24 protein-coding genes are annotated in these 25815 nt (G+C 61.7%); 11 read left to right on the forward strand and 13 right to left on the reverse strand.

Going from position 1 to position 25815, the window contains the following annotated elements; translation table 11 throughout:
* Window positions 1-64 precede the first annotated feature (64 nt).
* Genes PF049_09235 through dusB form a run of 3 tightly spaced genes read right to left on the reverse strand, consistent with a single transcriptional unit; the run spans window position 65 to window position 3583 of the window.
* Entirely contained in the window at window positions 65-1486 is a 1422-nt protein-coding gene (locus tag PF049_09235; GenBank protein WBY15782.1) for a sigma-54 dependent transcriptional regulator, read from the reverse strand.
* Window positions 1483-2556 (reverse strand): ATP-binding protein, encoded by a 1074-nt coding sequence (locus PF049_09240; protein WBY15783.1) that lies wholly within the window; start codon window positions 2554-2556, stop codon window positions 1483-1485. The genes PF049_09235 and PF049_09240 overlap by 4 nt, the downstream gene beginning before the upstream one ends.
* 10 nt (window positions 2557-2566) lie before the next feature.
* Complete coding sequence (gene dusB / locus PF049_09245; GenBank protein WBY15784.1) at window positions 2567-3583, reverse strand: tRNA dihydrouridine synthase DusB; 1017 nt, start codon at window positions 3581-3583, stop codon at window positions 2567-2569.
* Window positions 3584-3667: 84 nt separating this feature from the next.
* Here dusB and PF049_09250 point away from each other — a divergent pair, with 84 nt between their 5' ends.
* Both PF049_09250 and PF049_09255 read left to right on the forward strand, forming a co-directional pair.
* Entirely contained in the window at window positions 3668-4819 is a 1152-nt protein-coding gene (locus PF049_09250) for a bifunctional 2-C-methyl-D-erythritol 4-phosphate cytidylyltransferase/2-C-methyl-D-erythritol 2,4-cyclodiphosphate synthase (GenBank protein ID WBY15785.1), read from the forward strand.
* A gap of 9 nt (window positions 4820-4828) precedes the next feature.
* Window positions 4829-5329: a CinA family protein gene (locus PF049_09255; GenBank protein ID WBY15786.1), complete on the forward strand. Its 501-nt coding sequence runs from the start codon at window positions 4829-4831 to the stop codon at window positions 5327-5329.
* On the opposite strand, the gene PF049_09260 is transcribed toward PF049_09255, so the two are convergent.
* Entirely contained in the window at window positions 5290-5751 is a 462-nt protein-coding gene (locus PF049_09260; GenBank protein WBY15787.1) for a type II toxin-antitoxin system RatA family toxin, read from the reverse strand. The two genes, PF049_09255 and PF049_09260, sit on opposite strands and share 40 nt — an antisense overlap.
* Window positions 5751-6722 (reverse strand): lipoyl synthase, encoded by a 972-nt coding sequence (gene lipA / locus PF049_09265; GenBank protein ID WBY15788.1) that lies wholly within the window; start codon window positions 6720-6722, stop codon window positions 5751-5753. The genes PF049_09260 and lipA overlap by 1 nt, the downstream gene beginning before the upstream one ends.
* A 58-nt stretch (window positions 6723-6780) precedes the next feature.
* Between lipA and PF049_09270 the strand changes: the two genes are divergently transcribed.
* Both PF049_09270 and PF049_09275 read left to right on the forward strand, forming a co-directional pair.
* The gene (locus tag PF049_09270) at window positions 6781-7434 is read left to right on the forward strand and encodes a carbonic anhydrase (GenBank protein ID WBY17895.1); all 654 of its coding nucleotides are present in this window, start codon (window positions 6781-6783) and stop codon (window positions 7432-7434) included.
* Window positions 7435-7477: 43 nt separating this feature from the next.
* Window positions 7478-8227 carry an NYN domain-containing protein gene (locus PF049_09275; protein WBY15789.1) on the forward strand — a complete coding sequence of 250 codons (750 nt, stop codon included), beginning with the start codon at window positions 7478-7480 and terminating at the stop codon, window positions 8225-8227.
* 75 nt (window positions 8228-8302) lie between these two features.
* Here PF049_09275 and PF049_09280 read toward each other — a convergent pair whose 3' ends face one another.
* The gene (locus PF049_09280) at window positions 8303-9622 is read right to left on the reverse strand and encodes a hypothetical protein (GenBank protein ID WBY15790.1); all 1320 of its coding nucleotides are present in this window, start codon (window positions 9620-9622) and stop codon (window positions 8303-8305) included.
* Between the two features lie 306 nt (window positions 9623-9928).
* On the opposite strand from PF049_09280, the gene gyrA reads away from it, so the two are divergent.
* The gene (gyrA, locus tag PF049_09285) at window positions 9929-12721 is read left to right on the forward strand and encodes a DNA gyrase subunit A (GenBank protein ID WBY15791.1); all 2793 of its coding nucleotides are present in this window, start codon (window positions 9929-9931) and stop codon (window positions 12719-12721) included.
* A gap of 35 nt (window positions 12722-12756) precedes the next feature.
* Here the strand turns inward: gyrA and PF049_09290 are convergent, their stop codons facing one another.
* On the reverse strand, window positions 12757-13419 hold the full coding sequence (locus tag PF049_09290) for a lysoplasmalogenase family protein (protein ID WBY15792.1): 663 nt from the start codon (window positions 13417-13419) through the stop codon (window positions 12757-12759).
* 74 nt (window positions 13420-13493) lie between these two features.
* Between PF049_09290 and trmFO the strand changes: the two genes are divergently transcribed.
* A complete protein-coding gene (gene trmFO, locus PF049_09295) occupies window positions 13494-14861 on the forward strand; it encodes a methylenetetrahydrofolate--tRNA-(uracil(54)-C(5))-methyltransferase (FADH(2)-oxidizing) TrmFO (protein ID WBY15793.1) in 1368 nt (455 codons plus the stop codon).
* A gap of 6 nt (window positions 14862-14867) precedes the next feature.
* Here trmFO and PF049_09300 read toward each other — a convergent pair whose 3' ends face one another.
* Together PF049_09300 and PF049_09305 are read right to left on the reverse strand one after the other, a co-directional pair.
* Entirely contained in the window at window positions 14868-15335 is a 468-nt protein-coding gene (locus PF049_09300) for an EF-hand domain-containing protein (protein WBY15794.1), read from the reverse strand.
* 21 nt (window positions 15336-15356) lie between these two features.
* Complete coding sequence (locus PF049_09305; protein ID WBY15795.1) at window positions 15357-16004, reverse strand: hypothetical protein; 648 nt, start codon at window positions 16002-16004, stop codon at window positions 15357-15359.
* Window positions 16005-16258: 254 nt separating this feature from the next.
* Between PF049_09305 and PF049_09310 the strand changes: the two genes are divergently transcribed.
* Genes PF049_09310 through PF049_09320 form a run of 3 tightly spaced genes read left to right on the forward strand, consistent with a single transcriptional unit; the run spans window position 16259 to window position 19751 of the window.
* Window positions 16259-18205 carry a pilus assembly protein TadG-related protein gene (locus tag PF049_09310; protein ID WBY15796.1) on the forward strand — a complete coding sequence of 649 codons (1947 nt, stop codon included), beginning with the start codon at window positions 16259-16261 and terminating at the stop codon, window positions 18203-18205.
* Window positions 18202-18792, forward strand: a complete 591-nt coding sequence (locus PF049_09315; GenBank protein ID WBY15797.1) for a TadE/TadG family type IV pilus assembly protein — start codon at window positions 18202-18204, stop codon at window positions 18790-18792. Before PF049_09310 ends, PF049_09315 begins: the two co-directional genes overlap by 4 nt.
* On the forward strand, window positions 18789-19751 hold the full coding sequence (locus PF049_09320; GenBank protein ID WBY15798.1) for a pilus assembly protein: 963 nt from the start codon (window positions 18789-18791) through the stop codon (window positions 19749-19751). Before PF049_09315 ends, PF049_09320 begins: the two co-directional genes overlap by 4 nt.
* A gap of 21 nt (window positions 19752-19772) precedes the next feature.
* Here PF049_09320 and PF049_09325 read toward each other — a convergent pair whose 3' ends face one another.
* From PF049_09325 to PF049_09340, 4 genes are all read right to left on the reverse strand, one after another.
* Window positions 19773-21182 (reverse strand): pyruvate dehydrogenase complex E1 component subunit beta, encoded by a 1410-nt coding sequence (locus PF049_09325; GenBank protein ID WBY15799.1) that lies wholly within the window; start codon window positions 21180-21182, stop codon window positions 19773-19775.
* A 2-nt stretch (window positions 21183-21184) separates the two neighbouring features.
* Window positions 21185-22264: a pyruvate dehydrogenase (acetyl-transferring) E1 component subunit alpha gene (gene pdhA, locus PF049_09330; GenBank protein WBY15800.1), complete on the reverse strand. Its 1080-nt coding sequence runs from the start codon at window positions 22262-22264 to the stop codon at window positions 21185-21187.
* 144 nt (window positions 22265-22408) lie between these two features.
* On the reverse strand, window positions 22409-22732 hold the full coding sequence (locus tag PF049_09335) for a septum formation initiator (GenBank protein ID WBY15801.1): 324 nt from the start codon (window positions 22730-22732) through the stop codon (window positions 22409-22411).
* An 81-nt stretch (window positions 22733-22813) separates the two neighbouring features.
* Window positions 22814-23974, reverse strand: a complete 1161-nt coding sequence (locus PF049_09340; protein ID WBY15802.1) for an acyl-CoA/acyl-ACP dehydrogenase — start codon at window positions 23972-23974, stop codon at window positions 22814-22816.
* Between the two features lie 168 nt (window positions 23975-24142).
* On the opposite strand from PF049_09340, the gene hppD reads away from it, so the two are divergent.
* Both hppD and PF049_09350 read left to right on the forward strand, forming a co-directional pair.
* Complete coding sequence (gene hppD, locus PF049_09345) at window positions 24143-25249, forward strand: 4-hydroxyphenylpyruvate dioxygenase (GenBank protein ID WBY15803.1); 1107 nt, start codon at window positions 24143-24145, stop codon at window positions 25247-25249.
* Window positions 25246-25815, forward strand: coding sequence for a VOC family protein (locus tag PF049_09350; GenBank protein WBY15804.1), 570 nt, complete (start codon window positions 25246-25248; stop codon window positions 25813-25815). The genes hppD and PF049_09350 overlap by 4 nt, the downstream gene beginning before the upstream one ends.

Raw genomic sequence — 25815 nt, forward strand, 5'->3', positions numbered from 1 at the left:
CGTTGCGTGATTACAACAGTGGTGTGACTTCTCGGCAAGGGGAAAATTGCAGGCCGCCGCTCCGTCAGGCGCGCGTGGTAAACAGTTCGGCGTCTATCGAAAGGTCGCTCAGCCTCTTGCGCAGCGTATTGCGATTGATCCCCAGCATGGCGGCGGCACGCAACTGGTTACCGCCGGTTCGGCGCAGCACTTCTTCGAAGAGCGGTTTTTCGAAAGCTGCCTGCGCCTTGCGGTGGAGGGTTCCGGACGGTGGATTGGTTCGCTCCAGCCATTCCGCAATCGCCGCCGACAAGCCCTGCTCCTCGTTCCTCACAGCGGGACGCGCAGCGCTTTCCCGAGAAGTGATTTCCTCGACCAGCTCATCGGTAATGACATCCTCGCGTGCCATGATGGCGAGCCGGAAGACCAGGTTCCTGAGCTCGCGCACATTCCCGCGCCATTCGAGACGAGACAGGCGGTCGATCGCCTTTTCGGACAGGCCGCGCCTCGGCAGCCCTTCCTCCACCGCCTGCGTCAGGAAGTGGTTTGCCAGCATCCCGATATCCTCGCGCCGCTCCCTGAGAGGGGGAAGCTCGATCGGAACGACGGCGAGGCGGTAATAGAGGTCTTCGCGGAACGTCCCGGCAGCGATCATCGGTCCCAGATCGCGATTAGTGGCCGTCACGATGCGAACGTCGACGGCGACGTCCTGACGCCCTCCGACCCGGCGGATCCTGCCCGATTGCAGCGCCCGCAGGAGCCGGGTCTGAGCCTCCACCGGCATGTCGCCGATCTCGTCGAGAAATAGCGTTCCGCCATTGGCCTGCTCGAACTTGCCGATCGACTGCGCCGTCGCGCCGGTGAACGCGCCTTTTTCGTGTCCGAACAGCTCGCTTTCGATCAGATCGTGGGGGATGGCCGCAGCATTCACGGCGACGAAGGGTCCGGTCTTGCGGTGACCCAGCTGGTGGATCGCCTCGGCCACCAGTTCCTTGCCTGTGCCGGATTCACCGGTAACCAGAACCGTCAGGTCGTTGCGCAGGACGCGGGCGATCATGCGAAAGACCGCCTGCATCGCCTGGCTGCGCCCGACGAGCGGCATTCCGTGGCCCGCCGCGTCGTCGGCCACCGCGCTCGCCCCTTCGCCCGCTGCTTGCCGGACAGCACGCAGGAGCTCGTCCAGATCGAAGGGCTTCGGGAAATACTCGAACGCTTCGTTCTCGCTAGCCCGCACAGCCGTGTCGAGCGTGTTCTGCGCCGACAGGACGATGAAGGGCATAGACGGCGCAAGGGTCCGCACGGTGTCCAGCGCGGCAATCCCGTCACCGTCTTCGAGCATCACATCGGTCAGCATTGCAGCGTAGGACCGTTTCGCCAGCAATCCGTCGCGGTCAGCGATCCCGGTGCAATGTGTCACCGAATAGCCATCCGATTCCAGCGCGGAGACAATGACGGTCGCAATAGCCGGATCGTCCTCGACCACGAGAATGTCTTTGGGCGCGCTCATTTCGCATCCTTCGCTTCGGCAAGATGGATCCGGAACCTGGTCAGACCTGCGCTGCGATCCCGCTCGTTCGCGATACGGCCATCCATGTCCCGAACGAGTTTTCGCACCAGAGCGAGGCCAAGGCCCTGCCCGCCCTTTTTGGAGGTCACGAATGGTTCGAATACCCGTTCCGCAATTGCCGGATCGATGCCCGGTCCGTTGTCGCTGACGGTGATCTCGATCGGCAGGGAAACGGAGCGTCCGCGGCCACGACGCAGCACGTTCATGACCAGCCCTGTCACATAGCGCGTCCTGATGGTCACGCAGGGATGGTCTTCCCCGGCACAGGCGTCGCGTGCGTTGCCCAGCAGGTTGATCAGCACCTGCTGCAAGGCATCGCGGCTGGCGATGACCGCGGGCAAGGAGGGGTCGAACTCCTCGGTAAATGTCACCTCGGGTGCGCCTTCCACCGAGCGCACGACGCCCAGCGCGTTGCGTATGACCTCGTGCAGATTGACGGGCTCCAGCGGGTCGACCTGCTTGCTCCCCAGCTTCTGCATACGGTCGATCATCCGGGCGATCCGGTCGACTTCCGCCGTCACCAGCCGCGCCAGGCCCTGGTCCCCTTCCGGCAGCTTGCGCTGGAGAAGCTGGCTGGCCCCGCGAATGGCTGCGAGGGGATTCTTGATTTCATGCGCGAGGACCGCCGGTGCAGCGATATCGGACGGCCGCGGATCGTCCGCCATGTCGGCCTGGCCTGCATCGGACAGGGTGATCACGCGCCATCCCGGCTCCGCCGATACCGGTGAGATCGTCAGGTTCACCAGCTTTCCCGGCATGTCGCCGATCGTGATACCGCGGGCCGTCAGCACGGCATCGGGTTCATCCAGCAGCCGTGCAACGCGCTCGTCCACGATATTCGCGGTTTCGCGGAACGGCTTGCCGAGCAGGCGACTCGCGCCCTTTCCCAGAAGGTTCTCCGTCGACTGGTTCGCCTCGCGAATTATGCCGCTGGGATCGATCAGCACGAATGCGAAGATCAGGCTGGAAACCTGTGTCCGGTGGTCCGGTGCAGCCACCGGTACGCTCATTACGGGCGCCTCACGCTGCGCGGCGATGACGGAACGGTTCGTAGAAACGCTCCAGCTCGCCGAGCACCTGGTCGGGATCGTCGATGAAGTTCACGTGATTACGGAACTCTGCCGAGCCGTGTATGCCTTTGGTATACCAACCGAGATGCTTGCGCGCGACCTTGGCCCCGACATCGCGGCCATAAAGGTCGAGCATCCTTTCGTAATGCTCGATCACGGTTTCGTACTGTTCGTCGAAATCGGGGCTCGCAAGCGTTTGCCCGGTCTTCCACCAATGCATGACCTGGCCCAGCAGCCACGGCTTGCCGTAGGCTCCCCGTCCGATCATCAGGCCATCCGCGCCCGATTGCTCCAGCGCGTTCGCAGCGTCGTCGACCGTGCAGATATCGCCGTTGACGATGACCGGGATCGAGACCGCCTCCTTTACCTTGCGGACGAAGGACCAGTCGGCGCTGCCCTTGTACATCTGGTTGCGGGTGCGGCCGTGGACCGTGATCATCCGGACGCCCAGATCCTCCGCGATCTTTGCCAGTTCCGGCGCATTCAGGCTGGAATGGTCCCACCCCATACGCATCTTGACGGTGACCGGGACATCGACCGCCTTCACCGTCGCGTCCATCAATCTGGTCGCCAGCGGGACCTCCCGCATCAGGGCGCTGCCGGCCATGCCGTTCGTCACCTTGCGGACCGGGCAGCCGAAATTGATGTCGATGATGGCGGCGCCCTTGTCCTCGCTCAGCTTGGCAGCTTCCCCCATGCTTTCGGGATCGCAGCCGACCAGCTGCATGGAAATAGGGTCTTCGGTGACGTCCCACTCGGCCTTCTGGATGCTCTGGCGGGTTTCGCGGATAGCGGCCTGGCTCGCCATCATCTCGGTCACGTTGAGACCCGATCCGTAGCGGCGCACCAGCATGCGAAACGGCATGTCGGTGACCCCGGTCATCGGGGCAAGGACGACGGGCGTATCGATCGTCACCCCGCCCACCTGAATGGGTTTGGGGGGATAGGGAGGTTGGGCAGGCGTCATGGTGATAACAATGTTTGCCTAAATATTGGGCAAGCGCCTAGTGGATTGCAGTCCGAACCGCAAGCGCGTAGCGCCGCCTCGAAGATGAGCGATCCATCCGCCCTCCCCCCGTTTTCGGTCGTCATTGTCGCAGCCGGCAAGGGCTCGCGGGCGGGCCAGCCCGTGCCGAAGCAATTTGCATCATGGCGGGGCAAGCCGGTGCTGCGACATTCGGTCGAACGGTTTCTCTCGGCCGGCGCCTCCCGCATCGTCATCGCTATCCCGGACGGCGGCGAGGATGTGGCGAGGCAGGCAGCTGGCGAAGACGAACGCCTGTCTTTCGTCATCGGCGCGGAAACCCGGCAGGGTTCGGTTGCCAATGCACTGCACGCCTTGCACGGCAGGGACACACACTATGTGTTGATCCACGACGCCGCCCGGCCCATCGTGCCGCTCGCCGTCATGGAGCGGCTGCTTGAAGCGCTGACGGAACACACGGGCGCAATCCCCGTCCTGCCGGTCGTCGACAGCCTGGCAGTAGAGAAAGACGGCGTCATGGACGGCAGCGCCGACCGCGAGGTCTTGAAGCGCGTCCAGACACCCCAGGCCTTCCGCTACGAAGCGATCCTTGCAGCGCATGACGCATGGAGCGGCGCACCAATTGCGGGGGACGACGCGCAGGTCCTGCGTGCGAACGGAGGCAGTATTGCCCTCGTCCGGGGCAGCGAAGACCTGCGCAAGCTTACATTCTCGGAGGATTTCATGACAGCTTTACCGCCTGTGCGGATGGGCATGGGATACGATGTCCACCGCCTGGCCGATGGCGAGGAATTGTGGTTGTGCGGCATCCGGCTGGATCATCCCCGCGGCCTTGTGGGGCACAGCGATGCCGATGTCGGTTTGCATGCGATCACGGATGCGATTCTGGGCGCGGTGGCGATGGGCGATATCGGGCAACATTTCCCGCCCAGCGACGAAGAATGGGCCGGTGCGTCTTCCGACCAGTTCCTGGCCCATGCCGTGAAGCTTGCCGCAGAGGCGGGCTACACGGTTGGAAATATCGACCTGACACTGATCTGCGAAGAGCCGAAGATCGGTCCGCACCGCGATGCCATGCAGACGCGGATCGCCGAGATCATAGGCAGCGAAGCCTCCGCCATCAGCGTCAAGGCAACCACGACCGAGCGGCTGGGCTTTACGGGACGCGGCGAAGGTATTGCCGCCCAGGCCGTTGCGACAATGGTCCTGCAGGCGTAGGGGCGCCCCATGTCCGAAATGCTACTGCCTGACGATATCGCGCAACTCGCGGCAAAGGTCGTTGAAGCCAATACCGCTTCCGGTCGCAAGGTCGTGCTCGCCGAAAGCTGTACCGGCGGCCTCGTCTCCGGCGCGCTAACCGAAATACCCGGTTCGTCATCCGTGCTCGACCGCGGATTCGTTACCTATTCCAACGAAGCGAAGATGGAGATGCTGGACGTACCCAGCGACATCATCGAAACCTTCGGTGCCGTGTCCATCGCGTGCGTCTGGGCCATGGCGCAGGGCGCGCTCAAGCATTCCGGCGCAGATATAGCCGTGGCCATCAGCGGCGTCGCCGGCCCCGGCGGAGGCACCGCGACCAAGCCGGTCGGAACGGTCGTTTTCGCCCGCGCCATCCGGGATAGCGCGGACGAGCCGGAAGGCGAGCTCAAGCGGTTCGGCGATGTGGGACGCGCGGAAATCCGCCGTCAGGCGACGCTTTGCGCACTGGAATTGCTGCTACCGTAAAGCGCGTCCGCCCGCGTTTCGAATGCGGTCACCATCTTGCGGAAAGCCCGGTCGAAATACTGCCCTGCCATCGCTTCGAAGACGCGGTTCTTGAACGTGAAATCGACGCAGAAATGAATGCGGCAGCCCCCGCCCTCGCGCTCTTCGAATTGCCACGTATTGTCGAGATCGCGCAGGGGCCCATCGACGTAGTGGACTCTCAGATATTCCGGCCGTTTCTTCTCCACGCGTGACGTGAAGCTTTCGCGGATGGCCTTGAAGCCGACGACCATGTCGGCAATCATCTCTACCTCGCTGTCGGAACGAACCCGGGTCGCGACGACCCAAGGAAGGAATTCACGGTACCGGCCGACATCCGCCACCAGGTCGAACATCTGTTCGCGGCTGTAAGGCAGTTCGCGCGTTTCGCGGATTCCGGGCATCAGGCCCCCGCCCCCGACTTCGCCCCCGACCTCGCTCCCGCCTTCGCCAGCTTTGTCTCCCGCGCCGCCTTCATCTGGGCGAAGTCGTCACCCGCATGATAGCTGGACCGCGTCAGTGGCGAGGATGCGACCTGCAGGAACCCCTTTGCCCGCGCAATGGCGCCGAACGCATCGAACGCCTTCGGGGTCACGAAATCTTCGACCTTGGCGTGTTTCGGCGTGGGCTGGAGGTACTGGCCCATCGTCATGAAATCGATGTCGGCGCTGCGCATGTCGTCCATCACCTGATGCACTTCGAGGCGTTGCTCGCCGAGACCAAGCATGATGCCGGATTTCGTGAAAATCATCGGGTCGTGCGCCTTCACCTCTTCCAGCAGACGGATGGAAGCATAATAACGCGCCCCCGGCCTGATGGTCGGATACAGCCGTGGCACGGTTTCCAGATTGTGGTTGTAGACGTCGGGACCTGCCTCGCAGATCGCCTCGACCGCCGCGCGCATCTTGCCGCGAAAATCGGGTGTCAGGATCTCGATCGTCGTATCGGGCGTCTCGCGTCGCAGCGCCTTGATGACCTTCACGAACTGGTCCGCGCCGCCATCGGGCAGATCATCGCGATCCACGCTCGTAATCACGATATGCTCCAGCCCCATCTTGCCCGCCGCAACGGCGACATTCTCGGGCTCCATCTTGTCGACGATGCGCGGCATACCGGTCTTCACGTTGCAGAAGGCACAGGCACGGGTGCACACATCGCCGAGGATCATCACGGTCGCGTGTTTCTTCTCCCAGCACTCCCCGATATTCGGGCAGGCGGCTTCTTCGCAGACCGTATTGAGGCCGAGATCGCGCATCAGGGTGCGCGTTTCGTGATACCCCTTGCTGACAGGCGCCTTCACCCGGATCCAGTCCGGCTTGCGCTGGCGTGCGGGGCGGTCGCTGTCGGGCTTGGGGGTGCCGGAAAGATCGTTCATGCCCGCCCATCTAGGCGTCCCGCTTGCCAGTGACAATGGCGGCGGTATGAAGCGTGGCATGACCAAGGAAACCACGCCGCCGCTCGACTCGCTGATCTCCGGCTACCGCAATTTCCGCGAGACTGGCTGGGAACCCCATCGCAAGCGCTGGGCGCAGCTCCGCGAAGGACAATCGCCGGAAGTCATGGTCATCGCCTGCAGCGACAGCCGGGTCGATCCCGCGCAGATCTTCGATGTCGATCCGGGCCAGATTTTCGTCGTCCGCAACGTGGCGGCGCTGGTCCCTCCTTACGAAACCACGCCCGGACAGCACGGCGTGTCGGCCGCGCTGGAATTCGCGGTCCAGGTCCTGAAGGTGAAGGAAGTCGTCGTGATGGGCCACGGGATGTGCGGCGGCTGCGAAGCGGCCCTGACGAAGTCCATGGCCGATGCACGCCCGGGCGAAGGCGGTTTCGTCGCCCAGTGGATCTCCATGCTCGACGAAGCGGTGGAAAAGGTCTCCGGTGAATTCGGCTCCGAAGGCCGCGATGCCCTGCGCGCGATGGAGCACGAGGCGGTTCGCGTCAGCTTGCAGAACCTGCGCACCTTCCCTTGCGTGCAGGAAAAGGAAAGCGCCGGCACGCTAAAGCTGCGCGGTGCCTATTTTGCCATCTCGCATGGCGTTCTGAACCTGCTGGACGAAGATAGCGGAAAGTTCGCCCCCGTTACCTAGGGCGCGCTTGTAACCGCATCGCGCCAGTGCCAAGGCCGTATCCATGTCTGAAATGGATGCAAAGAACATCGCCCTCCTGATCGATGCCGATAACGTCAATCCGCGTGGCATCGACAGTGTTTTGACCGTCCTGGCGGAGCTGGGGCAGGTCAATATCCGGCGCGCCTATGGCAACTGGGCCAAGGACGCGCTGAAAAAATGGGGCGACATCACCAACCGGTACGGCATCCGTCCGCACCAGCAGTTCGACCTGACGCGCGGGAAGAACGCCACCGACATGGCCATGAGTATCGACGCGGTCGATCTGCTCTACCAGGGCAAGGTCGACGGGTTCGGCATCATGAGCAGCGACAGCGATTTCACCCCCCTCGTCACCCGGTTGAGGCAGGATGGTTTACCCGTTTACTGTTTCGGTGACGGAAAGACCCCGATGGCGCTGAAAACCGCCTGCACCCGTTTCATCGACGTCGACAAGCTGATGCGCGGCGACCGCCCGGAACGCAGCCAGTCCGCAGGCCGGAAGAAGGGTGACACTCCGCCCGAGCCGCAAATCGCAGACAACGCCGTCGAGGAAGAGCTGATCGACCTGCTGGGCGAAGCTTGGAAAGCGTCGAACCGCGATGACGACGGATACGCCCGCTTGCAGGAAGTCGGCCAGATCGCGGGCAACCGTTCCAGTTTCGACGTGCGCAATTACGGGTTCAAGCAATTGTCCGAGATGTTCCGCTCGCTCGACCGTTTCGACATCAAGCGCGGGTCCAACGGCCAGCTTTACGTACGCCGCCTTCGCTGAGCGGAGTTCGACTGGACAAAGAAAAACGGCGCGGATCTCTCGATCCGCGCCGTTTTCTTTTTCAGGTCAATCCTGTCAGTTGGACGGCTGCTCTGCCGTCGTTGCCGGAGCCGCGGCCATGTCGCGCCCGGCATAGGCGTTCCACAGACGGGCGATGGCGCGGCGAGCACCCTCGACCTGCGCGAAGGTCGCACGGGCTTCCTCCGTCTTGCCCTGATCGAGCTGGGCGATGCCCAGACGGGTCAGCACGCGGGGGGTGTCCACGCCCGGCTTGTCGAGAGCCATGGTGTAGAATTCCTCGGCCTCGGCCGCACGGTCGTAGTTCAGATATGCGTCACCCGTCGCCATCAGCAGCGCGCTGTCAGCACCGGCCTTGCGTGCGTCTGCTGCAAGCTTGGGCAGTTCGGCCCTGTCGGCGTCCACCCGGCCACGCGCGTTGTTGCGTACTTCGACGACGTAAGGATTGCTTTCCGACAGGTTTCCATCGGCCAGACCTTCCGCGATCACGGCATCGACTTCACCCGGCAGGCGGCGCGCATCGGCGGCATCCACATAGTCGAGGTAATCGCGCTCGCTACGCAGGACGTTTGCACGGCGTGCCAGGCGAAGAAGGTCGAGCGTCTGCTGCGAATCGTACTGCAGCATGTTGCGCTGGATCGCGATCGCATCGCCCCATGCGCTTTCCGAGGGGAACTGGTCGACATAGAGGAGGCTGTACTGCACCGCTTCCTCTGCATTGTTGGCTTCGTAAGCAGCCGACAGGCCGCGCTTGATCCACGCTTCGTCCACCGGCTGTCCGGCGGCAACAAGGTCGTTGATCGTGCCGCGCAGATAGGTCAGCCCGTCCTGCGTGCGCCCTTCGTTGAGATAGGTCTCGGCAATCAGGCCGGTCAGTTCGAGCTCGCTGGCGCCTGCTTCCACTGCACGCTCGAGATAGGTGCGAGCGGTCGCATAGTCCTGCGCATTGTAGGACAGCTGACCTGCCAGGGTGTTGAACTTTGCGACATTCTCGGCACTGGTCTTGCCGCTGCCGAGCATCTGCTTGACGCCTTCGAGCTGAAGGTTGGTATCTTCCGTCAGTCGCCCGACATTGTAGTAGAGACCGCCGGTAGCATACTTGTCGTCGGGCGTTTCCGATGCGGCAAGGACGCCGGGCAGCGCAGCCTTCGCCGCGTTGAGGTCCGGCGTCTCCGCCTTCAGCATCTCGTCGACCGGCTGATAGGCAGCGACGAAGCCCTTCGAATATTGCGGCTTCTCGGCCTTTTTCTGGGCATGGGCCGGTGCTTCGAGAGCGGTCACGCCAAGGGCGGTTCCGCCCATCAATACGACGGCGAGAGCGGCGCTGGCACCGAAACGGCCGGTGCTGCGACGACGTGCAAAGGGGGATGCGAACATTCTCATTTTCTCCCAAGAAATTCGGTAATCTGTTTGAGGCCCGCGCGGGCTGCACATGTTTTAACGCTCGTGCAAGCCGGTGGTGCCGATTTGATTGCCAAAGCGTAGGATACGGGCGCTGAATGGGGATTGAATGATGCGACGCACCATTCTGCGCCATTCGGCCCTGATATGTGGAAAACGCGGCCCGTGGACCCTATCTGGGGGGCCTGAAGCTTCCTCCGCGGGGCGATCTCCCCTAAACTCATTCCCATTGCCGAAACCGGCCCTGTTCCGGTTTCCACCGCCATGTAGCGAGACCAAGCCTTGAGCGACGATACAGACACACTTTCCCAGCCCCAGTCCCCCGGCGATTTCGAGCGGATCGATATCGTCGACGAGATGAAGACGAGCTATCTCGATTACGCGATGAGCGTGATCGTCAGCCGTGCGCTGCCCGATGTGCGCGACGGCCTGAAACCCGTTCACCGCCGCATCCTATACGCCAGCAAGCAGGGCAATTTCGTTGCCGGGCGGCCCTATGTGAAGAGCGCGAAGATCGTCGGCGACGTGATGGGCGACTATCACCCGCATGGCGACAGCGCGATCTACGATGCGCTCGCCCGCATGACGCAGGACTGGTCGCTGCGCGTGCCGCTGGTCGATGGCCAGGGCAATTTCGGGTCGATGGACCCCGACCCGCCCGCCTCCATGCGCTATACCGAAGCCAAGCTGGCCAAGGTTGCCAACACCCTGCTCGACGACCTGGACAAGGACACGGTCGATTTCGTCGACAATTACGACGGACGTATCCAGGAACCCTCCGTGCTGCCCGCACGGTTCCCCAACCTGCTGGTCAACGGCGCAGGCGGCATCGCCGTCGGCATGGCGACCAATATCCCCCCGCACAATCTGGGTGAGGTCATCGACGGCTGCTTCGCCTATCTCGACAATCCGCGGATCACGGCCGAAGAGCTGGTCGAGTTCATTCCCGGCCCCGATTTCCCGACCGCCCCACTCATCCTCGGCCAGTCCGGCGCGCGTGCCGCGTACACGACCGGCCGCGGTTCGATCCTCATGCGGGCGCGGCACGAAATTGAGACACGTTCCGGCGACCGCCAGTCGATCGTCCTGACCTCGATCCCCTTCCAGGTCGGAAAGTCGGGCCTGGTCGAGAAAATCGCCGAGGCGGCAAAGGACAAGCGGATCGAGGGCATCTCCGACATTCGCGACGAAAGCAGCCGCGAAGGCGTGCGCGTCGTCGTCGACCTGAAGCGCGATGCTTCGGCAGAGGTCGTGCTGAACCAGATCTGGCGCTACACCCCGGCACAATCGAGCTTCCCGGCCAACATGCTGGCGATTCGCGGCGGCCGGCCCGAAACGCTCTCGCTGCGCGACATCATCCAGGCCTTCATCTCGTTCCGCGAAGAGGTCATTACCCGCCGCACGAAGTTCGAACTGAACAAGGTGCGCGAGCGGGCGCACGTCTTGCTGGGCCTGGTGGTCGCCGTGTCGAACCTCGACGAGGTCGTGGCGATCATCCGCGGTTCGTCGAACCCCCAGATCGCCCGCGAGAAACTGCGCGCACGCGAATGGCCGATCGGCGAAATTGCCCAGTATATCCGCCTGGTCGAAGCGATCGAGCCGGACGCGGAACAGGAAGGCGGAACCTATCGCCTGTCCGAACGCCAGGTGAAGGCGATCCTCGACCTGCGACTTCACCGCCTGACAGCGCTCGGGCGCGACGAGATCGGCGACGAGCTCAAGGAACTGAGCGTCGCGATCGAGGAATATCTCGCCATTCTCGCCGACCGGGTAAAGCTCTACGGCGTGCTGCGCGACGAACTGTCGGAGATCCGCGAACTCTACGCCACGCCCCGGGTGTCCGAAATCGCGCCCGCGTGGGACGGGATCGACGACGAGGACCTGATCGAGCGCGACGAGATGGTCGTGACCGTTACCCATGACGGTTACATAAAGCGCACGCCGCTTTCGACCTTCCGGGCCCAGAACCGGGGCGGCAAGGGCCGCGCCGGAATGGCGACGAAAGACGAGGATGCGGTGAGCGAGATGTTCGTCACCAGCACCCACAATCCCGTCCTGTTCTTCAGCACGATGGGCAAGGTCTACCGGATGAAGGTATGGAAGCTGCCCGAAGGCGGACCCGCCACGCGCGGGAGGCCGATCATCAACTTGCTGCCCTCCCTCGACGATGGCGAGACGATCCGGACCGTGCTTCCCCTGCCCGAAGACGAGGACATGTGGGGCGCGCTCAGCGTGGTCTTCGCCACCGCAAAGGGCAATGTCCGACGCAACAGCATGGACGCCTTCACCAACATTCCCAGCAACGGCAAGTTCGCGATGAAGTTCGACGCCGACAGCGATGACGAACTGATCGGCGTGGCGCTGCTGGAGGCAGGCGACGACGTCCTTCTCGCCACCCGCCTCGGCAAGGCGATCCGCTTTGCCGGCGAGGATGTCCGCGAGTTCACGTCGCGCACCTCTACCGGCGTTCGCGGCATGAAGTTCAAGGAAGACGGTGATGCGGTCGTCTCGCTCTCCATCCTTCACGAGGGAAGCGCCACGCCCGACCAGCGCGAGGCGTATCTGAAGGTTGCACCCTGGAAAGCCGACGAGGACGCCCCTGCCCTGTCCGAAGATCATGCGAAGATGGCCGAGGAGGAACAATTCATCCTGACCGTCTGTGCCAATGGTTATGGCAAGCTGTCGTCCGCTTACGAATATCGCAAGGCGGGCCGCGGCGGCATGGGCATCACCAATATCGACAATATCCCCCGCAATGGCGAAGTCGTCGCCAGCTTTACAGCGACGCAGAACGACCAGTTGATGCTGGTCACCGACCAGGCGAAGCTGATCCGTATCGGCCTCGACAGCCTGCGCGTCATCGGGCGGGCATCGTCCGGGGTCCGCCTGTTCGACGTCGCAAAGGGCGAGACGATCGTATCTGCCGTCCGGATCGACGAGGACGAATCTCCGGAAAACGAAGCGGAAGAAGCCATCGTGGAAGAGATGGTCGAGAAGCGCGGCGGCGGCGACGAAACCGCGCCGGAGACGACCATGGACCGCGACAGCAATGAAGGCGAAGCTCCGCCCGAATAGCCGACAGGAGCATCACCGGCCGGCTTTGGTCCGGATCAGGCGGAGCCGCGCGCCCGCATGGTCTGGACCACGCCCGTCGCAATCAGGAACTGGCCGGCGAAATATGTTGGCCAGATCAGCAGGTCGCCGATCTCCTCCCACCCGAGCGGTCCCATTCGGGCGAAGATCAGCAGGTCGGAAATCACGAAGAGGACCGCGCCCAGACCGACGCGGTAGCGGGGAAACGCACTCCACCAAGCGGCCGCAGCCATGCCGCCCAACGCCAGCCCGTAAAGCGTGACCGCCCAATCCAGCGTCAGGAAATAGGACACTCCAGGGGTCAGCAGCAGCAAGGCGGCGCCTGCCGTCCTCTGGCTGTTGGAAAGGGCCGGGCGACGGTGCCGAAGGTATAATGCGATCGCAGTGACATGGGCGGCGAAGAATGCTGCCCCTCCGGCGCGAAAGTCCAGTTCGATGGCCATGTCGCCAAGGGCCGAAAGCGCCATGACCGTGCCGATCAGCAGACCGTCCGTTCCGCTTAGCCGTCGCCAGCAATAAACTGCGAGAGCAGCCGCCCCCACCCCCTTCAGCAAGATCAGGTATAGCCCGCCGATTTCATTGTCCGACAGGAAATACCAGGCGACCGCACCGGTCAGGGCGACCAGCAACCAGGGTCGTTGATGGGCAAGTGTGCGGGTGGATACAGGTAGTCGGGCCATCGGGACAACCGCTAGGGCTTGCAGGGCATGCGGGGCAAGACCTAGATGCGGCCCGCGTAAGGACACGAGCTATCATGACACACGATATCCATATCATCGGCGGCGGACTCGCCGGCAGCGAAGCGGCATGGCAACTTGCCCGGCGAGGCTTCAAGGTTCGCCTGTCGGAAATGCGCGGCAGCGGCGACACGACCGATGCGCACCAGACCGACGGCCTGGCGGAACTTGTCTGTTCGAATTCCTTCCGGTCCGACGATGACGAGAAAAATGCCGTGGGGCTGCTGCATCACGAAATGCGGCAGCTAGATTCGCTCGTCATGCGGGCCGGCGAGAAGGCCAGGGTTCCCGCAGGTTCTGCCATGGCGGTGGACCGCGATGTCTTTTCCGAAGAGGTCGAACGCACCCTGTCGGCGCATCCCGACATTACCGTTGTGCGCGAGCGGATCGATACTCTTCCGGCAGATGAACCGGTCATCGTGGCCACCGGTCCCCTGACTGCGGCTTCTCTTGCTCAGAGCATCGTGCGCGCCACGGGGGAAGAACGCCTCGCCTTCTTCGATGCCATTGCGCCGATCGTCCACCGCGACAGCATCGACATGGACATCTGCTGGATCCAGTCGCGCTGGAACAAGCGCAACGAAGCCTCGAACGTAGAGGGAGATTACATCAACTGCCCCATGACGAAGGACGAGTATCTCGCCTTCCATCAGGGCCTGATCGATGGCGATAAGACCGAGTTCAAGGAATGGGAGGAGAACACCCCCTATTTCGATGGCTGCATGCCAATCGAAGTCATGGCCTCACGCGGTGTCGACACGCTGCGCTACGGACCGATGAAGCCCGTCGGCCTCGACAATCCGCGCGATGTCACTCCCGAATTTCCGCAGGGCCGCTGGCCCTATGCGGTGGTGCAACTGCGGCAGGACAACAAGCTGGGCACGCTTTGGAACATGGTCGGCTTCCAGACGAAGCTGAAATACGGCGCGCAGGTCGAACTCTTCCGCACGATCCCGGGGCTACAGAACGCCGAATTCGCGCGGTTGGGCGGATTGCACCGCAACACCTTCCTGAATTCTCCCCTAGTGCTGGACCGCCAGTTGCGCCTGAAGGGCATGAAGAACGTCCGTTTTGCGGGGCAGATTACAGGCTGCGAGGGCTATGTCGAAAGCAGTGCAGTGGGCCTCGTGGCCGGAATGATGGCCGCCGCCGAACTGGCCGGGGATACATGGGTCGAACCGCCCCGCACCTCTGCCCTGGGCGCGCTCCTGTCGCACATAACCGGGGATGCCGAAGCGGATACGTATCAGCCGATGAACGTCAATTTCGGCCTCTTCCCGCTGCTGCACGACGTAAAGAAGAAGCAGCGCAAGGAGGCCTATACCACCCGCGCCAAGGCCGACATGCGGGACTGGATAGCGCAGCTCGACACCGTGCCCGCATAAACGGATTCAGCACCGGCAAGCCGGTTTTTTCCTGGGCTTGGGCGCTGTCGTGGCGAATTCGGCCTGCGTCAGCTTGCGGTCTCCATCGGCATCGGCCCCGTCGAACTTCGTCGCGGTCGATACGGCCCATTCCTCGAAGGTCAGCAGGTTGTTGCCGTCCTTGTCGAGTTTCCTGAAGGCGCTCGTCCTTGTGGACAGCATTTCGGCCCGCGTAATCGCGAGATCGCGGTTGCGGTCGTAGCGAAAGAACCGCCGTTGTTCGCGGCTCAGCTGCGTAGCCTCCGGAGGGGTAGGACCGCGCATCTCGCCCGGATCGACTTCGGGCAGTTCGGGCTCAGCCGGCGTTTCCGTGGCTTCAGGAGCCGGTTCGGGAGGAGGTGCCGCTTCCTCCACCTGGGCCCTGCCCTGCCACCAGAACATCCCGACGCTGGCCAGCATCAAGGCCAGCACCGCGCCCAATATCATTCGATCCATCGCGTCCCCTGTTCCCTGTCCTCACCGCCCGACTAGGCCATGCCGCATGGCAAGCGCAAGAGCCGGAAATCCATCGAGAATCGGGCGATCCTTGCGAAGAGCCCTCTGCCCGAGAGCGGCGAGAACGGAAAAGGGCCGAAGCCGCCGGGGAAGCCGGGGCAAGGACCCGGGCATCGACGAACTGGCATCGGGTACTGGCACGCCGCGTTCCTTCAGGTCCGCCAAGGCAAAGAAGCGCGCGGCATCGTCGACCCTGCCCCCCAATCTGTCGTCGATATCCGGCTGCAACACCCGGGCAAGCGCCAGCCAGGCAGCAGAGCGTCCACCAAGGAAGCCTTCGATGTCGCTTGCAGACAATGACTGTCCGGTAGCAAGCACCTCCCAGCCATCGACGAGCGCGCCCAGCCCGGCAGCTTCACCATCCCAGTTCGCCAGTTCTTCGAGCAGCGGCTCTCCGTTCGGCCAGTTCTCCGGCTTTTCCGCGAACCTGTCGCGCCACCAGGCCAGTTTGACCTGCGCGATGATCGGCTCGCTCGCTTCCCTCACCGCGCGGTCCAGACGTGCATCGAGCAGGAACAGCGCATGAAAGAAGCGCCTGTCCTGACCGGTCGCGGAGCTCGCTGCGAGCTTCATCGCCGGCAGAATTTTCTGAAGGTCCAGAGTATCCATCGCCGCCATTCGTTACCTCTCGCCGTGCCTGTCAACCGCTATCGCCCGGTACTTCGCAATCAGCCCATATCCAGCGACTTCCCGCGAATTCCCAATCGATTCCAAATTTTAACCGGGTTCCGCTTAGAAATTCTGGCCTGGCCCCGTACCCCGACTGAATTTTCAGGTTTTCCCGATACGCCTCCAATCTCCTAAGGAATTAACCCTGTCCGTAAGGGAAACGCTTACGAGGGGCAGGTTACGGGCATCCTGTGATGAAACCGGCAGCCTCCTCCAAACCTCTCCTTTCCCGCCTGCTGCGGGATCGTTCAGGCAATACGCTCGCCATCGTGGCTGCAGCGACAGCTCCGCTTGTCGCAATGGTCGGCAGTGCGGTCGATATCGGCCGCGGCTATGTCGCGCAAAGCCGTCTTCAGCAGGCCTGCGACGCCGGGACGCTGGCTGCCCGGAAGCGCTTGGGCTCGGACCTTCCGCCCAGCGCGCAAGTTCTCGGCCTCGTGCGGCAAACGGGGAAGAGTTTCTTCGACCTCAACTTCCCTGAAGGGCGGTACGATACGACGGAGCTGTCCTTCGTCATGACGCTGGAAGAAGACTTCGCGATCACCGGTGCGGCCAGCGCGAACTTGCCCACTGCCGTCATGGGGCTTTTCGGCAAGAACAATATCCCGATCTCCGTCTCGTGCGGATCGCGCATGAACTTCACCAATCTCGACATCATGATGGTGCTCGATACGACCGGGTCGATGCGGCACACGAATTCAGGGGATACGCTGTCGCGCATCGATTCCATGCGCACAGTGATCACCGCGTTCGCCGGAAACCTCGAGGAGGCGAAAGCGCCCGATACGCGCATCCGTTACGGGTTCGTCCCCTACGCGACCAACGTAAATGCTGGTCACCTTCTCGAAAACCAGTGGGTTGCGAACACCTGGCAGTATCAAAGCCGAAAACAGGACGGCAGCGAAACCACACCGGGCACGCGGACATATAATACGAACTGGGCTTACGTATCGGGCTCCAGAAGCGACTGGCAGGTCGAAAGTACCTATGACGCAACATACTACCCTGCTGTGCAAGCCCCGCCAACCAGTGGCCAGGATGAGGGGAACGGTTCCTACACGCCCGAGCGCTGGGCCTGCGAGGGTAGCCAGCCTGCGAACTCCTTCACAAAAACGGACACGCTGCTTGGACAATCCAGCGAACCGTTTGCCGGCCCGCCTGCGGGAACGCGCGAGATCGATGAAATGCAGCGGTATGAGAACGGAACGCTGTATCGAACGACCCTGAACGGAGAGACCTGCACGGTCGAAAGCCAGACATTCGACGAATACGTTCACTTCTTCGACCGTGTCACGGACCCATCGGAAAATACCAAGAATTTTTTCCTCTATAACCAGCTGAACAAAAATGTTGCGGACTGGCGGACGAACACGCTTGGCTGCATGGAAGAACTCCCGACCTATCAGATCAGCGACTATGCCTCCGTCGACCTGACGCGTGCGCTGGATTTGGATATCGACCATGTTCCCGACGGCACCGCCGGGACCCAGTGGGGGCCGCGGCGGCCGGACCTCGTCTATGCGCGGTCGCTTACCGGTGGCAGTGGGGGATCCTTTACGCCCGACGACGTGCGCACCAGCAAAACTTTCTCGCGCACGGGTTACTGGTGGATGTCCGAATGTCCGGAGCCTGTGCAGAACCTGGCTGAAATGACCAAGACCGAGATCGAGACCTACCTTGCGACACTGAAGCCGAAGGGCGCCACCTATCACGACATCGGAATGATCTGGGGCGCCCGCCTGCTGAGCCCGGATGGTCTTTTCGCCACGGAAAACGCGGACGAATCGAACAACAAGCCGACCAAGCGGCACCTGATTTTTCTGACCGATGGCCAGACGGAACCCTTTGACGTGGCATATGGCCCCTATGGGGTCGAACCGCTCGACAAGAGGCGGTGGGATCCGGACACGTCTTCGATGTCACTTGTTGAAACGGTGGAGGAACGTTTCAAGTTTGCATGCTCCGCGATCAAAAAGAAAAATACGATCGTCTGGATCATTGCGTTCGGTACAAACATAAATCCGGCGATGGTCGAATGCGCAGGTGACGGCCGCTATTTCGAAGCGGACAATGCTGCGCAGCTCGATGAGGCTTTCGACGCAATCGCCAGGTCCATGGGCGATCTCAGGATCAGCAAATGAGCGTCAATAGTCATCTGGACAAATTACGATCCGATAAGAACGGAGCCACCATCGTCGAATTCGCGATGGTGTCGCCGGTTTTGCTGCTAGTCCTAATGGGTATATTTGATCTAGCCTTCAATCTGTACCTTGATGCCGTCCTTCAAGGCGCCATGCAGAAGGCCGGGCGCGATGGTTCGATCGAAGCCAGTGATTATGACAAGATTGACAATGACGTAAAAACCCAGGTTGGTTCTCTAATTTCCGATCCTGACATCGAATTTTCGCGGACATCCTACAATAATTTTTCAGACGTCTGGAACCCGGAAGACTTCGTCGATGAGAATGGCGACGGCATTTGCAATGACGGCGAAGTGTTTGAAGATTCGAACGGTAATGGAGTTCACGACGGCGACCGGGGTACTGCCGGGGGAGGCGGCGCTCAGGATGCTGTCGTTTACGAAGCCAGAATAACGTATGATCGTGTTTTTCCGCTGGCACGCATGATCGCTTTGCCCGAAAAAGTTACAGCAGTCGGTGTCACGGTGATGCGCAATCAACCTTTTGAGCTGCGCGAAATAAGACCCTCCACGGAAAATTGCTCATGAGAAAACTAACTCGTCTTCTCAGCGGTCTTCTATGGGACCGTAAAGCTGCGGCGCTCACCGAATTCGCCCTCGTTCTCCCCTTGATTATGGGTGTCGGGCTTCTGGGTCTTGAAACCGCGTATTATACTGTGATGCACATGCGGGTGCAGCAAGCCGCCGCGCATATCGCCGATAACGCGTCGCGAATCGGAGATACGAGCACCATCGATCAGCGAAAGATTTATGAAGACGACATCCGCGACCTGATGATAGGTGGTGATATCCAGCTTAAAGCGCTGGACCTGTTTGAACATGGCCGGGTGATCATTTCTAGCCTTGAACAAGATCAGGCGACCAAGAAGCAATGGTTGCACTGGCAGCGATGCATGGGAAGACTTGGTTGGTATTCGACCTATGGTGAGGCTGGCGGGCCCTCTTCCACTATCAAGGGCATGGGACCCAAAGGGCGAAAAGTCAGCGCGTTATCCGGCCAGCCGGTCATGTTCGTCGAAGTCGCCTATGACTACCAGCCCCTGATCTCCGCGAGCTTCATCGGTACGCATACCATGCATGCCTATTCGGCCTTTACGGTCCGTGCAGACAGGGATTTGTCGAAGATTTACCAGCGGGACGATTATGCGCCCACCGATGTTGCAGATTGCGATACCTACGAGGATCTCGAAGGCAATCCCGGCGACGGTACGATGATCAACGAACCGGGGCAGGTCGATGGGCCGGGAACCGGAGGCAATGGCAATGGCAATGGCAATGGCAATGGCAATGGTTGTGGCCAGGGTAATGGCGGTGGCCAAGGAAACGTCAACGGCTGCGGCAATGGCAACGGCGGCGGTAACGGCAACGGCAACGGCAACGGCAACGGCATCAATTGGGGCGGAGATCAGCCCGGAGGAAGCTGCGATGGCGTGCCGAATTGTCGCAGCGGTCCCAATCCCAATGCAGTCGATGACGACGATGACTGATCGCCACGTCAGCATCGTCGCCTAATCCACGTAACAAACCTTCTTCACGGCCTTCACGATCCGGTCACTGTCGAGAATCGCGAGCTTCTCCAGATTGGCAGCATAGGGCAGCGGCACGTCTTCGTCCGTGACCCGCAGGACCGGAGCGTCGAGGTCGTCGAAGCCCTCCTCCATGCAGATCGCGATGATTTCCGACGCGATGGAGCAAGTCCGCCAGCCTTCCTCGGCGACGACCAAGCGGTTCGTTTTCTTGAGGCTTTCGAGGACGGTCCTCTTGTCGAGGGGGCGCAGCGTGCGAAGATCGATGACTTCTGCATCGATCCCCTCTCCGGCAAGCTGCTCGGCCGCTTCCAGAGCAAGCCCGACGGCAATCGAATAGGCAACGATCGTGACATCGCTACCCTCGCGCATAATGCGAGCCTGGCCGATGGGCAGAACCCAGTCGTCCATGTCGGGCACATCGAAGCTGCGACCATAAACCAGTTCGTTTTCGAGGAATACGACGGGGTCTTCCGTCCGGATTGCGGCTTTCAACAGGCCCTTGGCGTCCGCTGAATCGTATGGTGCGATCACAATCAGGCCGGGCACGCTGGCATACCACGGGCCGTAATTCTGGCTGTGCTGCGCCCCCACCCGGCTGGCGGCGGCATTCGGCCCCCGGAACACGACGGGACAGCGCATCTGTCCGCCCGACATGTAATTCGTCTTGGCCGCAGAGTTCACGATGTGGTCGATCGCCTGCATCGCGAAGTTGAAGGTCATGAATTCCACGACCGGGCGCAGGCCGCCCATCGCCGCGCCGGTGCCGATGCCGGCAAAGCCGTATTCGGTAATCGGCGTATCGATCACCCGCTTGTCACCGAATTCGTCCAACAGGCCTTGGGTAACCTTGTAGGCACCCTGATACTCGGCGACTTCCTCGCCCATCACGAAGACCCGGTCGTCCCGGCGCATTTCCTCGGCCATGGCATCGCGAAGGGCTTCGCGAACGCTGGTGGAAGTCATGGAGGTGCCTTCGGGCACGGCAGGGTCGGCAACAGCGGCACGTTCCTGTTTCGCAGACTTGGTCGCCTCGGCTTCGGAGGGCTCGCGGCCAACATCCTTTCCTTCGCCTTCTACGTCAGCCTTTGCCTGCTCCTCGGCAGCCTCCGAACCGGCTTCTGGCGCGTCCATGTCGCTCGCGTTTTCGCCGTCGCCTGCCAGCATGGCGATGACGGTGCCGACCGCCACGTTTTCCGTGCCTTCCTCGACCAGGATCTTGCCGAGCGTCCCTTCGTCGACGGCTTCGAATTCCATCGTCGCCTTGTCGGTTTCGATCTCGGCGATGATGTCACCGATTTCGATCGTATCGCCCTCGGACTTGAGCCATTTGGCGAGCGTTCCTTCCTCCATCGTCGGGGAAAGCGCGGGCATTTTCAGTTCCACAGCCATGCTCAGTACTCCTCCACCAGGACATCGGTATAGAGTTCGGACGCATCCGGCTCTGGCGAATTCTCGGCGAAGTCGGCAGCCTCGGACACGCGGGCGCGAATGGCTTTGTCGATGGCCTTCAGCTCGGCTTCGTCCTTGCCGCCTTCGATCAGGGTCTTCTTGATCAGGTCGATGGGATCATGATGATCCTTCTGGTCCTGCACCTCCTCCCGCGTTCGGTATTTCGCGGGGTCGGACATGGAGTGGCCGCGATAACGATAGGTGTTGAGTTCCATCAGGACCGGCCCGTTCCCGTCGCGAACATATTTGAACGCGACCTCGGCAGCAGCGCGGACTTCCAGAACGTCCATTCCGTTCACTTCCATTCCCGGGATGCGGAAAGCCGTGCCGCGGCGGTAGAACCGCGTTTCCGCGCTCGACCGTTTCGTTGCCGTGCCCATCGCGTACTGGTTGTCCTCCACCACGAACACGATCGGCAGCTTCCACAGCGCGGCCATGTTGAAGGTTTCGTAGACCTGCCCCTGGTTGGCAGCGCCATCTCCGAAATAGGCGAGGCAGATGCCGCCATCGCCCCGATATTTGTGGGCGAGCGCCAGTCCGCCGCCGAGCGACACCTGCGCACCCACGATACCGTGGCCGCCATAGAATTTATGCTCGGTGCTGAACATGTGCATCGAGCCGCCCTTGCCCTTCGAGATGCCCGCCTGGCGACCGGTCAGTTCCGCCATGATGACATTGGGATCGATGCCGTAGGCGAGCATGTGTCCGTGATCGCGGTAGCCGGTGATGACGCTGTCCCGGTCGTTGTCGAGCGCGGATTGCAGACCGATGGCAACCGCTTCCTGGCCGATGTACAGGTGGCAAAAACCGCCGATCAGCCCCAGACCGTAAAGCTGTCCTGCGCGTTCCTCGAACCGGCGGATCAGCAGCATCTGCTCGTAGAATTCCAGCATCTGCTCTTCGGAGGCGGCAAACTTCTTCGCCTTCTCGAAATCGTCCTGCAGGCTGTGAAGCGCGAAGTCCTCGTCATCCTTGGTCGCGGTTTCGGCGGGTGTGTTGCGGGCTTTCGAAGGCTTGGCCAAGCTCGTCATTCCTCTTGCAGTGCGCGGCACGGGTACCGGCTATCGACGCACCGCACCCTCTACCGTTCCCTTGGCAGGACCGCTACGGCTTCGCAATGTTTCCGAATAGGAATGCAGACGCCCATGCGTCTGGACGAGCCCGGGTTATTTCCTCTCGGGCTCCAGCTCGAGAACGATTTCGTCGGGGTGCAGGACGTGCATGTTCTTGCGCAGCAGTTCGCCGACCATGTCGGGATCGGCCCGGTCCGGATGGAGCGCATCGACACGCCCCCTCAGCTCGTCACGCTCCGCTTCGAGCACAGCGAGCTGTGCTTTACGCTGTTCGAGCAGACTGGCCTGCTCACCCCAGGCAAGGAGCCCGCTAGGCCCCAATAGAGCCAGCCCGGTCAGGACGAGCAGGGACACCAGGGCAACGCCCTGCACGGCCTGTTGCCGTGTCGAAACCAGTCTGTGCCCGCTCTGCGCCATGTCCACGTAAGAATCATAGTTACCAGCCGGTTACAAGCGGAATTTCGCCTTCTGCGACCAAGTGATTCAAACGATTCGCTTTCAATAGGAGCGCGGCAGCCCCAACACGTGTTCGGAGAGGTAGCTGAGGATGAGGTTTGTCGAGATCGGGGCCACCGTATAAAGCCGCGCCTCGCGGAATTTGCGCTCCACATCGTATTCCTCGGCAAAACCGAACCCGCCATAGGTCTGGACGCACATGTCGGCCGCGGCCCAGCTCGCTTCCGATGCCAGCATCTTGGCCATATTGGCTTCTTCCCCGGCATTTCCGCCCTGGTCGTAGACCTCCGCCGCATGATGGACCATCAGTTCCGCCGCGCGCATCTGGGCATAGCAGCGCGCAATCGGGAACTGGATGCCCTGGTTCTGGCCGATGGGCCGGCCGAAGACTTGCCTGTCCTTCGCATAATCGCTCGCGCGTTCGATGAACCATTTCGCATCGCCGATGCATTCCGCCGCGATGAGAACGCGCTCTGCATTCATTCCGGACAGTATGTAGCGGAAGCCCTTCCCCTCTTCTCCGATCAAGGCGGATTTGGGGATACGCAGATCGTCGAAGAACACCTCGCAGGACGAATGGTTCATCATGGTCCTGATCGGCTTGATGGTCATCCCGCCCGATGCCTGCGCCGCTTGCATGTCGACCAGGAACAGGGAGATGCCCTCTGTCTTCTTCTCGGACTCGCCCTTCGGTGTCGTCCGGGCGAGAAGCATCATCAGATCGGAATGCTCGGCCCGGCTGGTCCAGATTTTCTGGCCGTTGACGACATAGTCGTCGCCATCCGCCTCGGCGAAGGTACGCAGGGAGAGCGTATCGGTCCCGCTGGTCGGCTCGCTGACCCCGAAAGCCTGCAGGCGGAGCGTCCCGTCGGCGATTTTCGGCAGGTAGTGCGCTTTCTGTTCGTCGCTGCCGTAACGCAGCAGCGTGTTCATGACATACATCTGCGCGTGCGCCGCACCGCCATTGGAACCCGAAGCCTGTATTTCCTCCATGATCACGGCGGCCGCGTCCAGTTTCAGGCCGCTGCCGCCATATTCCTCGGGGATCAACGCAGCGAGGAAACCTGCGCGCGTCAACGCGTCGACGAATTCGGAAGGGTAGGCACGCTCGCGGTCCTTTTCCCTCCAGTACTCGTTCGGAAATTCATCGCACAGCGCACGGACGGCGCGGCGGATTTCGTCGAGGTCTTCGCGGTTTTGCATGAAAGTTGCTCCAGACATTCATTCTGTTTTGCACTCCCTTGGCAAGCATGGAGCCTGCCGACAACCGCGGAACCGCGCCGGGCCTGGCGGGCTTTACAATTGCACCCAAATTGCCCTATATAGTTTCTATTGAAACCAAATTAGCGATTAGCCCGGAGAGACCTTCCCATGCCAGACCTGTTCGAAAATCCCGCCGGCCTCGACGGATTCGAGTTCGTCGAATTCTGCGCGCCTGAAAAAGGCGTTCTGGAACCTGTTTTCCAGGCGATGGGCTTCACCCAGGTTGCGAGCCACCGGAGCAAGGACGTTCATCTCTGGCGGCAAGGCAACATCAACCTCATCGCCAATTACGAGCCGCGCAGCGCAGCGTGGTATTTCGCCCGCGAACACGGCCCGAGCGCGTGCGGCATGGGCTTCCGCGTGAAGGACGCTGCAAAGGCGTACGAACACCTGATCGAGAAAGGCGCGGAGCCGGTCGCCAACGAACCGGGCCCGATGGAACTGAGCATTCCTGCCATTCGCGGCATTGGCGGCGCGATCGTCTACCTGATCGATCGTTATGCCGACGAAGGCGAGGGCGGCCTGTCGATCTACGACATCGATTTCGAATATTTGCCGGGGGTCGAGAAGCACCCCGAGGGCGCGGGCTTCAGCCATATCGATCACCTGACGCACAACGTCTACAACGGCCGCATGGCCTACTGGGCCGATTACTACGAGACGCTGTTCAACTTCCGCGAAATCCGCTTCTTCGACATCAAGGGCGAATATACCGGCCTGACCTCGAAGGCACTGACCGCGCCCGATGGCAAGATCCGCATTCCGCTCAACGAGGAAGGCGAAGGCGGCAAAGGCCAGATTGAGGAGTTCCTGAAGGAGTTCAACGGCGAAGGCATCCAGCACATCGCCCTGATCTGCGACGACCTCGTGACGGCATGGGACCGGCTGAAGGAGTTCGGCGTCCCGTTCATGACCGCGCCGCCCGCTACCTATTACGAGATGCTCGACGGCCGCCTGCCGGATCACGGCGAACCGGTCGGAGAACTGCAGACGCGCGGCATCCTGATGGATGGCACGACCGAAGGCGGCCAGCCCCGCCTCCTCCTCCAGATCTTTGCCGAGGCGCAGGTCGGACCGGTGTTCTTCGAATTCATCCAGCGCAAGGGCGACGAAGGCTTCGGCGAAGGCAATTTCAAGGCCCTGTTCGAAAGCATGGAACGCGACCAGATCAATCGCGGTTCTTTGAAGGTGGACGAAAAGGAGCCTGCAGAATGAGCGCGCACCCCATCTCTCTCGGCGGCGTCCATCACGCCGCCTATCGCTGCAAGGACGCGAAAGAGACAGTCGAATGGTACTGCGACGTCCTCGGCATGGAATATACCAGCGCTTTCAGCGAGGATCACGTGCCCTCGACGGGCGAATACGACCCCTACATGCATGTCTTTCTCGACGCGGGGAACGGCAACATCCTCGCCTTCTTCGAACTGCCCAACCAGAAGGACATGGGCCGCGACGAGAATACGCCGAAATGGGTTCAGCATCTCGCCTTCAAGGTGGGCAGCGAGGACGAATTGCTGGCCGCGAAGGCCCATGTCGAGAGCCTCGGCATAGACGTCCTCGGCCCGACCCATCACGGTATCTTCAAGTCGATCTATTTCTTCGATCCGAATGGCCACCGGGTAGAACTGGCCGCCGATATCGGGACGAAGGATCAGTATGACGAGCTGAAGCGCGTCGCCATGCCGATGCTCGACGAATGGAGCGAGACGAAGAAAGCACCGCGTCATGCCGACTGGCTACACGAGATTGCGCGCAAGGAGCATGGCGAAGCCGCCAAATAG

The organism is Erythrobacteraceae bacterium WH01K, assembly GCA_027941995.1.
Classification (GTDB): Bacteria; Pseudomonadota; Alphaproteobacteria; order Sphingomonadales; family Sphingomonadaceae; genus CAJXSN01.

Coding starts and splice junctions, on each gene's coding strand:
- PF049_09255 (WBY15786.1), top strand. CDS start 4,829: ATGTCCGAAATGCTACTGCCTGACGATATCGCGCAACTCGCGGCAAAG.
- PF049_09350 (WBY15804.1), top strand. CDS start 25,246: ATGAGCGCGCACCCCATCTCTCTCGGCGGCGTCCATCACGCCGCCTAT.
- PF049_09310 (WBY15796.1), top strand. CDS start 16,259: ATGAAACCGGCAGCCTCCTCCAAACCTCTCCTTTCCCGCCTGCTGCGG.
- PF049_09250 (WBY15785.1), top strand. CDS start 3,668: ATGAGCGATCCATCCGCCCTCCCCCCGTTTTCGGTCGTCATTGTCGCA.
- PF049_09335 (WBY15801.1), bottom strand. CDS start 22,732: ATGGCGCAGAGCGGGCACAGACTGGTTTCGACACGGCAACAGGCCGTG.
- PF049_09300 (WBY15794.1), bottom strand. CDS start 15,335: ATGGATCGAATGATATTGGGCGCGGTGCTGGCCTTGATGCTGGCCAGC.
- hppD (WBY15803.1), top strand. CDS start 24,143: ATGCCAGACCTGTTCGAAAATCCCGCCGGCCTCGACGGATTCGAGTTC.
- PF049_09240 (WBY15783.1), bottom strand. CDS start 2,556: ATGAGCGTACCGGTGGCTGCACCGGACCACCGGACACAGGTTTCCAGC.
- PF049_09325 (WBY15799.1), bottom strand. CDS start 21,182: ATGGCTGTGGAACTGAAAATGCCCGCGCTTTCCCCGACGATGGAGGAA.
- PF049_09340 (WBY15802.1), bottom strand. CDS start 23,974: ATGCAAAACCGCGAAGACCTCGACGAAATCCGCCGCGCCGTCCGTGCG.
- trmFO (WBY15793.1), top strand. CDS start 13,494: ATGACACACGATATCCATATCATCGGCGGCGGACTCGCCGGCAGCGAA.
- PF049_09235 (WBY15782.1), bottom strand. CDS start 1,486: ATGAGCGCGCCCAAAGACATTCTCGTGGTCGAGGACGATCCGGCTATT.
- PF049_09275 (WBY15789.1), top strand. CDS start 7,478: ATGTCTGAAATGGATGCAAAGAACATCGCCCTCCTGATCGATGCCGAT.
- PF049_09320 (WBY15798.1), top strand. CDS start 18,789: ATGAGAAAACTAACTCGTCTTCTCAGCGGTCTTCTATGGGACCGTAAA.
- PF049_09290 (WBY15792.1), bottom strand. CDS start 13,419: ATGGCCCGACTACCTGTATCCACCCGCACACTTGCCCATCAACGACCC.
- PF049_09305 (WBY15795.1), bottom strand. CDS start 16,004: ATGGATACTCTGGACCTTCAGAAAATTCTGCCGGCGATGAAGCTCGCA.
- PF049_09280 (WBY15790.1), bottom strand. CDS start 9,622: ATGTTCGCATCCCCCTTTGCACGTCGTCGCAGCACCGGCCGTTTCGGT.
- PF049_09260 (WBY15787.1), bottom strand. CDS start 5,751: ATGCCCGGAATCCGCGAAACGCGCGAACTGCCTTACAGCCGCGAACAG.
- dusB (WBY15784.1), bottom strand. CDS start 3,583: ATGACGCCTGCCCAACCTCCCTATCCCCCCAAACCCATTCAGGTGGGC.
- PF049_09270 (WBY17895.1), top strand. CDS start 6,781: ATGACCAAGGAAACCACGCCGCCGCTCGACTCGCTGATCTCCGGCTAC.
- PF049_09315 (WBY15797.1), top strand. CDS start 18,202: ATGAGCGTCAATAGTCATCTGGACAAATTACGATCCGATAAGAACGGA.
- lipA (WBY15788.1), bottom strand. CDS start 6,722: ATGAACGATCTTTCCGGCACCCCCAAGCCCGACAGCGACCGCCCCGCA.